Below are 12,410 nucleotides of genomic sequence, written 5' to 3'. Positions count from 1 at the left end.
TAAGTAGACTTCTTCACTTCTCACCTGGTACCTCTGGCGGAATAATGGTAATGGTTGGGGATTGAAGCTGTATGGCTATGAAAATTATAAAGCAGCCGCTGCGGTGGCAGGTGGGATTGGTTTTCTTGGCTGGTGTGTTGGCGATTTCGACATCAGCTATTTTTGTGCGATTAGCGATCGCATCGGCTGGGGTGAGTGGGGTAGGGTTTAGCCTGTTCGTGGCTGGGTCTCGCCTTACTATTGCGTCTATGCTACTGTTACCAGCTTGGCGCAATTTCAGGCAAGCTCAGCTAGGTCCAGGTGCATTACTCTATGCCAGTGGGGCTGGTATTTGTTTAGCGCTACACTTTGTGACTTGGATTACTTCCTTGTCTTTTACTTCCATTGCGGCATCTACTACCTTAGTTACCACAACTCCGATTTGGGTTGCTCTAGTTTCTTGGCTGTGGTTCAAGGAAAAACTAACTAGGCTGACGGTTTTGGGGATTGGTGTAGCCTTTGTAGGTGCTGTGCTGATTAGTTTGGGGGATGGGGGTGCTATTAGTGGTGGGAGTAATCCTCTGTTGGGGAATTCTCTAGCATTGATGGCAGCAGTGATAGCAAGTTTGTATGTACTTTGGGGACGTGAAGCACAGCAGCGGGGTTTGAGTATCGGTAGCTATAGTGCTGTCGCCTACAGTATGGGGGCTTTGGTGTTGTTACTGTTATCCTTACTCTGGGGTGTCAGTTATCTCAATTATCCGGTAGGAGTTTACCTCTACATCTTGTTATTGGCACTTTTCCCCCAAATGGTGGGACATACCAGTTTTAACTGGTTGGTACGCTGGATTAATCCTACCCTGGTGACCCTGGCTATTTTGTTTGAACCGGTTGGTGCTTGTTTTTTGGGCTATCTGATTTTTCAGGAAGTGCCGGGGGTATTGGTCTTGGTAGGTGCCGTGGTATTGTTAGTTGGGGTTGCAGTGGCAGTTTATGGAGCGAATGTGAAAATAGGTTGAAGGTTAATCGGTTGAAGGTTACTGGCGCACGGAATAAGAATATAATGATTTATTTGCAGCGAGTGGTTTTAAACTCGAACAACTCGTTTATACTGATAAAATGAGAAAAGTCCAACAGTGCTCGAGTTTAGCCTTCAATAAAGATTTTTTTGACCTCAACTATTAGGTTTTACACCTCAACTTTCAGGTAGAAAACGTAGTAGTGTTAAAAAATTAGTTAATTGACTACAGTCTGCCAAAAGTAGGAGAAGCAAAAAAGAAATGAAAAAAATGATCAAAACTTGTTTTGTAACGTTATTAACCTGTATGCTAGTGCTAACAATCAATGGGATGAATGCCCTGGCGAGTAGTGAAACTGAGATGGAAATATGTGACTTAACTCTACATTCATTTTGTGACCGTGATCTGTTGCCGACGCAATATGTGGAACTTATTGCTCCCCCTAACCATATCTCATTTCTTCTTTTGAAAAATGATGCTCCAGGAGATAGAAACGGTCAAATAGAAAATGATGATGATTATGTTACTTACAGCGCTAGGGAAATAACAACTTACTTAGCCACGTTTTCCAATAGTGAAGACATCACAAAAAGGCTGAAAATATCCAACACTGACGCTATAACAGAGTCTCCGCAGCATTGGACATTTTATCATAGACCTGCACAAGTGGTCAAATTGGTTAACGTATTTGCTGCCAATAAAAATTAATAAATTCGGGAGCATACTATTTTGGGAAATATCTCTTATTCTATAGGCATTAACATCACGTTAATACAGCTTAATGTGGTATGTTTATTCCAAATTTGGATGCTCCCAGAAAGTCTGTAATGACTCATAAAGCTTGAAAAATAAATTGTTTTCGGCCTATTTATTACATCTTTATAAGTCTGACAAAATCTGGCAAAGTGGTATAGCAGAAGTCAAAAGTCAGAAGTCAGAAGTCAGAAGTCAAACTCTTGCGCTTACAAAGGGTGTGAGACTTTTGTCATGTCCTAACTGCCCTGTCTTGATGCAGTCGCTCATGGTTTGAAGTTACCGTAAGACAGGCTCGCCTTAATCAATAAGTTTTAACCCTTTTTTGCATAACCTACCAACCATAAAGGCTCAACGTAATCAGGTTTCGTCTCCGGGGGAAACCACGGCAGTCGCTCATGGGGGGGACCCCCAAGACCGCGCTGCCTCCCCAAGACCGCGCTGCATCGCTGGCGACTGCTATATTTTAAAAATATACTTAGTAATGTAAAAAATAAGTCGTCATAACAAGTAATTTAAATATGATTAGCTAGAAAGGGGGATTAAGTTAAAAGCCAATTATTTTTCATTTTCCGTTTCCCCAATGAATAGTAAACTACTTCAACAAGTCCGGGTTTTAGACCCAGTTTCTGGAATTGACCAAGTCGCTGATGTGCTGATTACTGATGGTGTAATCACGGCAGTAGAAACTCACATCAAGGAAATCTCTGGCGATACAGTGGTGCAAGATTGTCAGGGACACATTTTAGGACCAGGACTAGTAGACCTCTACAGCCATTCTGGTGCACCAGGACATGAGCAACGGGAAACCTGGTCTTCACTACTGGCAGCAGCGGCAAATGGAGGCTTTACTCGCTTAGCCATTTTGCCTGACACTAAACCCCCCCTAGACAATTCTGCTGTTTTAGCACAACGGCAAGAACTCCAAAACTCTCCCTATCTAAGCCTCCCCCCTTGCTCACCTCAACTCTATCACTGGGGTGCCTTCACCATCGGGTTAGAAGGACAGCAAATGACTGAATTAGCTGAACTAGCTTTAGGGGGAGTAGTGGGCTTTACCGATGAAGGTCCTTTATGTAATTTAGCACTAGTTCGACGGTTGTTGGAATACCTACAATCCTTGGGTAAACCAGTGGCACTTTGGGCTTGTGACCCTAAGTTGGCAAATGGGGGAGTGATGCGAGAAGGTATCCAGTCAATTGCTTTGGGTTTGCCAGGGAATCCTGCGATCGCAGAATCATCCGCTATCGCTGCCTTATTAGAAGTGGTAGCAACCACTGGCACGCCAGTCCATCTCATGCGTATCTCCACCAGTCGTGCTGTCCAATTGATTGAATCAGCCAAAGCAGCGGGGTTGCCAGTAACAGCCAGTACCACTTGGATGCATCTATTGCTCAATACGGAAGACTTATGCAGTTACAACTCCAATTTGCGCTTGGAACCGCCGTTGGGAAACCCAGTTGACCAAGCCGCACTGATCCGAGGTGTTCGGGAGGGGATTATTGATGCGATCGCAATTGACCACGCTCCCTACACTTATGAAGAAAAAACCGTTGCCTTTGCTGAAGCACCACCAGGAGTGATTGGTTTAGAGCTAGCCCTACCCCTGCTCTGGCATACTCTAGTCGAGACAGGGGATTGGTCAGCTTTAGAACTTTGGAAAAGTCTTAGCACAAATCCTGCTATTTGTCTACAGCAAGACCCCCCTAGCACTGCTACTGGTCAATCCGCTGAGTTAGTCTTATTCAATCCTCAATCCCCTTGGATTGTTCACCAAAAAAACCTCAAATCCCTTTCTAGTAATACCCCCTGGCTAGGGCAAGAATTAATTGGTCGTGTCGTGCAAACTTGGTGTCCAGCGAGCGAAGCGAGTGTAAAATATAAATAATGAAGTACTTAGACTTCATAAGTCAGTTGACTGATTTAATCCTTCAGGATAAATCGGATTTGGTTTCAATTTCCCCATTCGATTTAACGGCCAAAACCGCACTACAGCACGACCGATAATTTTGTCACGAGGGACAAAGCCCCAGTGGTGAGAGTCGTAACTATTGTTACGGTTATCTCCCAGTACTAGGTATTGGTCTGGTGGTACTGTTTGTGGTCCAAAATCGTACTGTGGTGCTTCTTCGATATACTTTTCCTCTATTTCTTTATCATTGATATAAACTCGCCCATTTTTCACCAAAACCTTGTCACCGGGTAAACCAATTACACGCTTGATAAAAGCATCTTTAAAGTTTTGCTCTTTCAGCCTTTCAGTGGGAGCAAATACCACAATTTCTCCTCGTTGTGGGTCTTGGAAAAAGCGATAACTTATCTTATCAATAATCAAGCGGTCGTTAATCTGTAGTGTCGGTAGCATCGATCCCGATGGGATGTATCGCGCTTCAGCCACAAACGTGCGAATCCCAAAGGCAAGAACAGCACTCAAGCTAATCGTTTTGATTCCTTCTACCCAAGCATTGTCTTTAGAAGGCTGTGTAGGTTTTTTTTCTGGTCTTTTATCTGGTACACGACTCATATCCATTCAACTACTACCGATACACAAGTTTGAGGAAATTTAAACAAATAGCTGATTGGGAAATTATCAGCAAGTTTAACAGCAAATTTAACAGCAAATTTAAACCTCTGGGGTTTTCTAGCTAGATCTTAAAAATTTAAAGTTAGTAGGGGAGCCTAAATCAAGATTATGTAAAGTTTTGTGAATAAAGTCAATTTGGCAGGACAACCCTGTTTGTTTGTGCCATGGTGGTAGGTTAGCTGCGGTTGTCTGTATTTAGCTATATATCAGGTTTGTATCTACTGTATCTACCTAGACACCGAGCAGGGAAACTGTCAAATTCTAACATCCTCCTATGTTGTCTGACTTTTGCTTGTTTATCCGCCATGCTCGTATTCTATTGCCCTCTGGTGAATTTTTACTGGGGGATATCCACACCTGCGGTCGAAGGATTGTTCAGGTTGCCCCAGAAATCCCAGTGCCAACGGACGTTACGGCATATAAAGAAATAGACGCTCAAGGCTTAACTTTGTTGCCAGGGGTAATTGATCCCCAAGTCCATTTTCGGGAACCAGGTCTAGAACATAAAGAAGACTTATTTACTGCCAGTTGTGCCTGTGCCAAGGGTGGAGTGACGTCCTTTTTAGAGATGCCGAATACTCGTCCTCCGACGACGACCCAAGCCCCACTGGATGACAAGCTCAAGCGAGCGGCAGATAAGTGTTTAGTTAATTATGGCTTTTTTATCGGTGCAACACCAGCAAATCAGCCAGATTTGCACAATGCCCAGCCGACTTGTGGGATTAAGATATTCATGGGTTCAGCTCATGGTGCACTATTGGTAGATCATGAAGCAGTGATAGAACCAATTTTTGCTCAAGGTTTTAGCGAAGGTTCTCGGAAGTACAATCGCTTAATTGCAGTACACGCTGAAGACCAAGCTAGAATTAATCAGCGGCGTAAGGAATTTGCTGGAATTACTGACCCTGCTGTTCACTCTAAGATTCAGGACAATCAAGCTGCCCTTAATGCCACCAAGTTAGCCCTGAAGTTGTCTAAAAAATATCAGCGGCGCTTGCATATTTTGCACCTATCCACAGCGGAAGAAGCTGAATTGCTTAGGGAAGACAAACCTAGCTGGGTGACGGCGGAAGTCACTCCCCAGCACTTATTACTAAATACCGATGCCTATGCAGAGATTGGTACCCTGGCACAGATGAATCCGCCTTTGCGCTCCTGCCACGACAACGAAGTTCTTTGGCAAGCTCTACTCGATGGCGTGATCGATTTTATCGCTACAGACCATGCTCCTCATACCTTGGAGGAAAAAGCCAAAGGGTACCCCCACACTCCTTCGGGAATGCCTGGAGTAGAAACATCTCTGCCACTGATGCTGACTCAAGCCATAGAGGGACGGTGTAGTGTGGCTCAAGTATCTGACTGGATGTCTACAGCAGTTGCTAAGGCTTATGGAATTCCCAACAAAGGTGCGATCGCTCCTGGCTATGATGCGGATTTGGTACTGGTAGATTTGGAAAATTACCACCCAGTGTTACGGGAAGAACTTTTAACAAAATGCGGCTGGAGTCCTTTTGAAGGTTGGAACTTAACCGGATGGCCAGTGATGACCATTGTTGGTGGTCAAGTAGTCTACGACAGAGGAAAATTGAACACAGATGTGCGAGGTGAAGCTTTAACTTTTACCAGTTAAACACTATCGGATTTAACTATAGGATTTAATAATAGGATTGAATAGGTAGTGGGAAAAAATTAAAGTTGACTGTTGATATCAAGAAATAGGGAACTTCGGATCAGGAAACAGAAAGGGGTTGAGTAACTCTAATCAAGTTAACAACACAGTTAACGGAATTTATGTCCAGGTACTTAACCTTGGCCTTTCGGCCACGCGATCGCGTTCAACCTTTCTAACCTTAGACCTTAAACCTTCTAACTTATCAAACAGGCAACCTCAATCCCACTAACCTTTAACCTACTCTACACTCGACGCCAAGGGCGAACAACCAGATAACCTATCCAACAGCCAACCTAAATCAAACTGACCGTTACAGGTGAATTGAGCCTGACGTCCACCGTCCTGGGAATAGGTTAGTGTCAGATGTAGATAACTGGGTGGCAAATAGTGTAGGCGCTCAGCCCACTCGATGGCCACAATTCCTGGGGCAACTTCAATTCCCTCCCAGTAGTTTTCTGGGTTTAATGACTCTACTTCTGAGGTAGATAAGCGGTACAAATCGAGGTGATACAGGGGGAGACGTCCCTCTGTGTACTCGTTGATCAGAGTAAAGGTGGGACTGACAATGGCATCAGTAATGCCTATTCCCTCACCAATACCCTGAACTAGGGTTGTTTTGCCAGCCCCTAAGTCTCCCTCCAGCAAAATGATGCTACTAGCTGGGAGAGACTTCCCCAATTCCACACCTAGCGATCGCGTTGCTTCAGCATCAGCTAGAAAAATTTTGGTCATTAGTTATTAGCAATAGAGTACCTCGAATAATGGTTATTCTGAGTTAACATCTCAGCTTTTATTTTCCTTTAAAAATTTTCATCGCACTCACCTTATCTAAGCATGCGCTCGACTATACCATCGTAATAAAACCCTTGCCAGCCTTTCTGAATTGTGCCGCACTAAATTAGTTTCCTCATCTTCATACATTACATTGGTCACTACAATCCGACGCCCTAATTTAGAAGTTTCTTCTCGATCTAGAAATACTGGATGAGACTTAACTTGAGCATACTTAATCAGTGAGCCAGCTGAGGGGTATTTTCGATTCACCAGTATCGCGTTAAATAGCCTTTTACCACAGGCTTCATCAATAGCTTTGATATGATCAGAGACACTATATCCATCAGTTTCCCCTGGCTGGGTCATGATATTACAAACGTAGATGCGGGGTATCAAGCGAGCTGCGATCGCATCGGTAATTTCTGGCACCAACAGATTGGGAATAATGCTGGTATAGAGGCTACCGGGTCCTATTATAATATAATCTGCTTCCTGAATTGCCTTGAGTGCTGCTGGTAAAGCAGGTGGATGTTCGGGAGTACAACCAATTTTTTTGATCACTCCCCGAGCATCAGTAATATTAGACTCTCCTTCAATCCGACGTCCATCAGCTAATTCAGCCCAAAGGCTGACATCAGTTAGGGTAGCTGGCAACACTCTTCCTCGCACTGCTAATACCTGAGAACTAGCAGCAACAGCTTGTTCTAGATCCCCAGTAATATCACTCATTGCGGTCAGGAAAAGGTTTCCAAAACTGTGACCGACTAAACCACTACCAGCTCGAAAACGGTATTCAAACAGTTCGGTTAACAACTTTTCTTGGTCTGCCAGTGCCGTTAAACAGTGACGAATATCCCCCGGTGGTAGCACTCCAATTTCCCGTCGCAGCCGTCCACTGGAACCGCCATCATCAGCTACCGTAACAATAGCAGTGATATTAGCACTATAAACCTTTAGTCCTCTAAGTAAGCTAGAAAGACCAGTGCCACCCCCAATGACTACAATTTTCGGTCCCCGGTTTAACCGACGATGATCCATCAGCACATCAATCAGTTTTCGATCGTGGTCGGGTTTTAAAACTTCCGTAATTGATCCTACCGTCCGGGTTTGCCCCCAGAAGATGAAAACCAGACCCAAGATCAGCGCAATTGGACCAGACACATGGTTAGGAATAATGGTGGTAATTTTCTCTAAAACTTGGGCTGTGAATTTAATGATGTAAAAAACTGGGGTCAGCTTTACCCAAATCGCTAATCCCAAACTTGTTAGCACTACACCACCAGCACTTAAAAGTATCCAACGCTTCACCAGTAATCCAGGGGCTAACCACTTAAACCAACGGTTGACCCGCTGAGGAATTCGACCTCTCGATTCATTTTGTAGGGTACGTAGAGCTCTTTTGAAAAGACTGATTGAGGACATAACTACACTGAGTATGGTAAGTACAAAAGCTGGATAGACATTGCTGGTCGAACTCCAGCACTTGACAAGGAGGCGATGCATGTAGTGAGGAACGGCTAAGGCTCCGGAAGTGCCTGTCAGATTGGTACTTTCTTTGCCTAATCAAACATTCGTGTGAAAAGCGCGTGATTCACATAGCCGCTCACCCTTCAGGTATAGCGGTTTTCATTGATATTACTGATCAAGGTGCGCGCCTCCAAGGGCGCGAGGGATTGCTCGCGCCCTTGGGTCGCACCTCAATGGTGAATTCACCATGAAGCTGGTACTGATCACCACAGTTTCAGATAATTAGGCTAAGGTGTGATTAATACAATATCCGGTACCTAAACGTTATGATCAGAATTTACCCGTGGATATGCCGAAAGTGGTGAGGTCGATTGAGTTGCCATTTAGGGTATGAGAGTAGTAGCGTAACCCCAAAAAATACGGGGTGAAACAGAATAATCCCAAGTAGTCAGCTACCCCAGACTTCTTTGATTCCCGTTAAGGTGTGGCTGCTTAGAGGTCATGACTTAATGCCGAACGCTACAGGTACTAGGGATCATAGCACTAGGTAATAGGGATGATAGCACTAACACCATTAACCTAATTTAGTGATTACACTCGAAAGGGATTAACTGCAGTGAGCCAGATGGAAAAGCGAATTTTGGGAATTGACCCAGGACTAGCTACTTTAGGTTTTGGCGCAATTAGTTGCCAAACCACCAAAATTAGTAAGTCAGCAAACACAAAAGGCTCCTTAGGAGTGGCCAAGCCTTCTAGGCAGTCACTAATACAGGCAACCCTTGAACCATTGCAGTTGCTAGATTTTGGCATCATCCAAACCCCTGCCAAGACTGATTACGGCTCACGACTGTGTACGATTTACGAGGATTTACACACCCTGCTTGAACACTGCCAACCGGATCTGGTGGCGATTGAAAAACTTTTTTTCTACCGTATGAGTACTACGATCTCCGTAGCTCAGGCACGGGGTGTTGTGGTGTTAGTAACAGCACAACATCAAGTTCCAATGGTAGAGTTTACACCGGGTCAGATTAAACAGGCAATGACCGGATATGGTAATGCGGATAAATATGAGGTTCAGCAGGCTGTTATGCGGGAGTTAAACTTAGACACCATCCCCAAACCAGATGATTTAGCAGATGCCTTGGCAGTCGCATTGACCGCCTGGTTTCATATGTCTTGAACACTTTACTATATCTGTGAACTATATCTTTGAACTATATATTATATTTGTGAACTATATCTGTGAACTATATCTGTGAACTATATCTGTGAACTATATCTGTGAACTATATCTGTGAACTATATATCTGTGAACTATATCTGTGAACTATATCTGTGAACTATATCTGTGAACTATATCTGTGAACTATATCTGTGAACTATATCTGTGAACTATATCTGTGAACTATATATCTGTGAACTATATCTGTGAACTATATCTGTGAACTATATCTGTGAACTATATAGGGCGGTTTGCATAACTATCAGGTACACAGGATTGTTGTCCCTGTTCCCAGATCCGCTGTTCTCTGTTCCCTAAAAACCCAGAACTTTGTACCTAACTGAATTGCAAACCGCCGTATCTGTGAACTATATTTATCAACTATATTTATTAACTATATTTGTTAACTATATTTGTTAACTATATCTGTCAACTATATTTGTCAACTATACCGATAGCAAACCAATACACTTAATCATATTCATATATGTAATATTAAAAACCACTGTCAGCTGTCGGTGTTGCCAGTTTCACCTGAATTTTATCTAGGTATTAAGTTAAGTTAACCCATGACAAGCAACGGTGTATTCAACCCTTGAGCAAAAATATCGACGTCTTCGCCAAGAGCTGATTGCCGGTGCGATCACTCTCGGGGGTGTATTTCTGATTGGAACTCTTTGGTATCGGGTGGTTGAAGGCTGGGGCTGGTTGGAGTCAGCCTACATGACGGTAATCACCCTTTCGACAGTGGGCTATCAAGAAGTACGGCCGATGGGAGATCGGGCAAAACTATTTAGCATTTGTCTGATTTTTATGGGCATTATTAGTATCGGTTACATTGTTAACCGGTTTACAGAAGCCCTAATTCAAGGCTACTTTCAAGATGGAATTCGCATGAGGCAACAGAAGCGCTTGCTAGATAGTTTGACGAAACACTACATTTTGTGTGGGTTTGGACGGACTGGGCGTCAGATTGCTCTGGAATTTAAGGCTGAGGGCATCCCATTTGTAACAATTGACTCCCGATTGGAACAGGTTCAGGCTGTCCAGGATATGGGTTGTATTTCTGTACACGGAGATGCCACCTTGGATGAAACTCTGCTAAATGTGGGGATTGAACGGGCAATTTGTCTGGTGGCTGCCCTGCCCTCAGATGCTGAAAATCTCTATATTATCTTGTCTGCCAAAACCCTCAATCCTCGAATTCGAGCCATCGCTCGTGCTAGCTCCGAAGAAGCTGTTCAAAAGTTGCAGCGAGCTGGTGCAGATGCTGTAGTCTCTCCCTACATCACTGGTGGTAGACGCTTGGCAGCTGCAGCCCTTAGACCCCAAGTCATGGATTTTGTGGATGGGATTCTAACCGGAACTGATAGCTCTTTTTATATGGAAGAGTTTCTGCTAGACCCCGAAACCTGTCCTTGCGTGGGCAAAACCCTCAGGGAAGCCCGACTGCGATCGCAAACTGGTGCTTTGGTTTTAGCAATTCGCCGGGATTCCGGTCGTCTGATTGCTGGACCAGACGGTGACACTAAACTCATACCAGGAGACCTGCTGATTTGTATGGGGACAGCTGATCAATTGCGTGAGCTAAACCGCATTCTCGGTCCAATCCGTTCCAATTTGCTACGACTGCCCAAGCCAAAATAGATCTTAGGCTGAGAATGTGGCGTTGCTGATTCTCAGTATGGTTTCGCCCCCCTAGCCCCCCAAGCGAGGGATTGCTCGCTTGGGGGGAAAAACTCTCAAAGTCCCCCAGAATTGGGGGATTTAGGGGGCTTTAATAAAACTAGATGATCGCGCATTCATTCCTTAATTCAGCAACGCCGAGAATGTAGAATGCGCGAATGTAGAATGCAGAATGTAGAATGTAGAATGCGCGAATGTAGAATGCAGAATGTAGAATGTAGAATGTAGAATGTAGAATGAATGTAGAATGCAGAATGTAGAATGTAGAATGAATGTAGAATGTAGAATGAATGTAGAATTCTCAATTCTTCATTCTCAATTCTCAATTCTCAATTCTTCATTCTCAATTCTCAATTCTACATTCTACATTCTAATTAAGTTTCAAGGTATTCACCGGCACTTCATCCCAAGACTTAACTGTGCGTAATCGGGCAACCCAACCCGCTGCTTTTTGCTGATCAGTCAAGTTCTCCTGAAACGACTCGTGGCAATCCTTAGCCTGCTCTTCGTTGCAAGTGGCAATACAAGAGTAGAGAAGACCCGATGGATCAATCTGCTCGTTTACCCAAATAGTCATTTGTGATTTTTTTTATATCAACCAATATGTAAATTACCCTATGTCCTTTTTGCAGTTTACCTGCAACTAGGGGTTTAGAGTCGCAGCTGCATATACTTCCTAGTATAGCATTTAAGCAACATTAGTCAGTCGTTGCCGGATCAGTATACTCAGCTAGCTGATTGAGACCTATCCCAGTCACTCGACAAATTCTCCAGTCTGGCAATACTGCTGCTCCCATACGTTCATAAAATGCGATGGCAGGTTCATTCCAATCCAGTACACTCCATTCTAAACGCCCATAGCCACGGTCCACTGCTAGCTGAGCCAGGTAACTGAGTATAGCTTTACCGATGCCTTGGCGGCGAAATTCCGGTAATACAAATAAATCTTCTAGATAAATTCCTGGCTTAGTTAGAAATGTGGAATAGTTGTTAAAAAACAGTGCAAATCCCACTCCTTGACCACCCTGTTCAACGATAATCGCCTCTACGTAGGGTTTAGCGCCGAACAGGTGTTCTTTCAGGTCATCAGCATTGCCAGTGACAGCTTCGGAGAGTTTCTCATACTCTGCTAGAGCCTTAATCAAATTAAACAGAATCGCTACATCAGCTTCTGTGGCTGGTCTTAAGGTAAAGTTACCCATAGTGCTGGCAAAGGGACAATCAAAAAGACAATTTGATTAATTATCATAT

The 12,410-nt window shown here is 43.9% G+C and carries 12 protein-coding genes; 7 read left to right on the top strand and 5 right to left on the bottom strand.

The genetic code is table 11. The features are described from left to right. Positions 1 to 71 precede the first annotated feature (71 nt). The 3 genes from LYNGBM3L_RS17835 to LYNGBM3L_RS17825 all read left to right on the top strand — a co-directional run bounded on the left by LYNGBM3L_RS17835 (position 72) and on the right by LYNGBM3L_RS17825 (position 3,639). Entirely contained in the window at positions 72 to 998 is a 927-nt protein-coding gene (locus LYNGBM3L_RS17835) for a DMT family transporter (RefSeq protein ID WP_008186110.1), read from the top strand. Between the two features lie 261 nt (positions 999 to 1,259). Further along, positions 1,260 to 1,706: a hypothetical protein gene (locus LYNGBM3L_RS17830; protein WP_008186108.1), complete on the top strand. Its 447-nt coding sequence runs from the start codon at positions 1,260 to 1,262 to the stop codon at positions 1,704 to 1,706. A 628-nt stretch (positions 1,707 to 2,334) separates the two neighbouring features. After that, entirely contained in the window at positions 2,335 to 3,639 is a 1,305-nt protein-coding gene (locus tag LYNGBM3L_RS17825) for a dihydroorotase (RefSeq protein ID WP_008186106.1), read from the top strand. A 15-nt stretch (positions 3,640 to 3,654) separates the two neighbouring features. On the opposite strand, the gene lepB is transcribed toward LYNGBM3L_RS17825, so the two are convergent. Then, a complete protein-coding gene (gene lepB, locus LYNGBM3L_RS17820) occupies positions 3,655 to 4,275 on the bottom strand; it encodes a signal peptidase I (protein WP_044493708.1) in 621 nt (206 codons plus the stop codon). Between the two features lie 334 nt (positions 4,276 to 4,609). Here lepB and LYNGBM3L_RS17815 point away from each other — a divergent pair, with 334 nt between their 5' ends. Both LYNGBM3L_RS17815 and LYNGBM3L_RS43825 read left to right on the top strand, forming a co-directional pair. Then, on the top strand, positions 4,610 to 5,965 hold the full coding sequence (locus tag LYNGBM3L_RS17815) for a dihydroorotase (RefSeq protein ID WP_008186102.1): 1,356 nt from the start codon (positions 4,610 to 4,612) through the stop codon (positions 5,963 to 5,965). Between the two features lie 118 nt (positions 5,966 to 6,083). After that, positions 6,084 to 6,236, top strand: a complete 153-nt coding sequence (locus LYNGBM3L_RS43825) for a hypothetical protein (protein ID WP_154659841.1) — start codon at positions 6,084 to 6,086, stop codon at positions 6,234 to 6,236. Positions 6,237 to 6,244: 8 nt separating this feature from the next. Here the strand turns inward: LYNGBM3L_RS43825 and LYNGBM3L_RS17810 are convergent, their stop codons facing one another. Next, on the bottom strand, positions 6,245 to 6,739 hold the full coding sequence (locus tag LYNGBM3L_RS17810) for a bifunctional alanine racemase/tRNA (adenosine(37)-N6)-threonylcarbamoyltransferase complex ATPase subunit type 1 TsaE (RefSeq protein ID WP_008186100.1): 495 nt from the start codon (positions 6,737 to 6,739) through the stop codon (positions 6,245 to 6,247). A gap of 96 nt (positions 6,740 to 6,835) precedes the next feature. Further along, a complete protein-coding gene (locus LYNGBM3L_RS17805) occupies positions 6,836 to 8,203 on the bottom strand; it encodes a gluconeogenesis factor YvcK family protein (RefSeq protein ID WP_008186098.1) in 1,368 nt (455 codons plus the stop codon). Positions 8,204 to 8,873: 670 nt separating this feature from the next. On the opposite strand from LYNGBM3L_RS17805, the gene ruvC reads away from it, so the two are divergent. Together ruvC and LYNGBM3L_RS17795 are read left to right on the top strand one after the other, a co-directional pair. Continuing rightward, positions 8,874 to 9,431 (top strand): crossover junction endodeoxyribonuclease RuvC, encoded by a 558-nt coding sequence (ruvC, locus tag LYNGBM3L_RS17800; protein WP_008186095.1) that lies wholly within the window; start codon positions 8,874 to 8,876, stop codon positions 9,429 to 9,431. Positions 9,432 to 10,055: 624 nt separating this feature from the next. Beyond that, positions 10,056 to 11,120, top strand: a complete 1,065-nt coding sequence (locus tag LYNGBM3L_RS17795) for a potassium channel family protein (RefSeq protein WP_008186093.1) — start codon at positions 10,056 to 10,058, stop codon at positions 11,118 to 11,120. Positions 11,121 to 11,529: 409 nt separating this feature from the next. Here LYNGBM3L_RS17795 and LYNGBM3L_RS17790 read toward each other — a convergent pair whose 3' ends face one another. Together LYNGBM3L_RS17790 and LYNGBM3L_RS17785 are read right to left on the bottom strand one after the other, a co-directional pair. Continuing rightward, entirely contained in the window at positions 11,530 to 11,736 is a 207-nt protein-coding gene (locus LYNGBM3L_RS17790; protein ID WP_008186091.1) for a hypothetical protein, read from the bottom strand. Between the two features lie 121 nt (positions 11,737 to 11,857). Continuing rightward, complete coding sequence (locus tag LYNGBM3L_RS17785; protein WP_008186089.1) at positions 11,858 to 12,361, bottom strand: GNAT family N-acetyltransferase; 504 nt, start codon at positions 12,359 to 12,361, stop codon at positions 11,858 to 11,860. Positions 12,362 to 12,410: the final 49 nt, after the last annotated feature.

This window comes from Moorena producens 3L (genome assembly GCF_000211815.1).
GTDB lineage: Bacteria > Cyanobacteriota > Cyanobacteriia > Cyanobacteriales > Coleofasciculaceae > Moorena > Moorena producens.
This window is presented reverse-complemented; position numbering and strand designations above follow the sequence as displayed.

Excerpts from the sequence above, each read along its gene's own strand:
- LYNGBM3L_RS17815 (WP_008186102.1), top strand. The coding sequence starts at position 4,610 with ATGTTGTCTGACTTTTGCTTGTTTATCCGCCATGCTCGTATTCTATTG.
- LYNGBM3L_RS17790 (WP_008186091.1), bottom strand. The coding sequence starts at position 11,736 with ATGACTATTTGGGTAAACGAGCAGATTGATCCATCGGGTCTTCTCTAC.
- LYNGBM3L_RS17805 (WP_008186098.1), bottom strand. The coding sequence starts at position 8,203 with ATGTCCTCAATCAGTCTTTTCAAAAGAGCTCTACGTACCCTACAAAAT.
- LYNGBM3L_RS17835 (WP_008186110.1), top strand. The coding sequence starts at position 72 with ATGGCTATGAAAATTATAAAGCAGCCGCTGCGGTGGCAGGTGGGATTG.
- ruvC (WP_008186095.1), top strand. The coding sequence starts at position 8,874 with ATGGAAAAGCGAATTTTGGGAATTGACCCAGGACTAGCTACTTTAGGT.
- lepB (WP_044493708.1), bottom strand. The coding sequence starts at position 4,275 with ATGAGTCGTGTACCAGATAAAAGACCAGAAAAAAAACCTACACAGCCT.
- LYNGBM3L_RS17785 (WP_008186089.1), bottom strand. The coding sequence starts at position 12,361 with ATGGGTAACTTTACCTTAAGACCAGCCACAGAAGCTGATGTAGCGATT.
- LYNGBM3L_RS17830 (WP_008186108.1), top strand. The coding sequence starts at position 1,260 with ATGAAAAAAATGATCAAAACTTGTTTTGTAACGTTATTAACCTGTATG.
- LYNGBM3L_RS17825 (WP_008186106.1), top strand. The coding sequence starts at position 2,335 with ATGAATAGTAAACTACTTCAACAAGTCCGGGTTTTAGACCCAGTTTCT.
- LYNGBM3L_RS17810 (WP_008186100.1), bottom strand. The coding sequence starts at position 6,739 with ATGACCAAAATTTTTCTAGCTGATGCTGAAGCAACGCGATCGCTAGGT.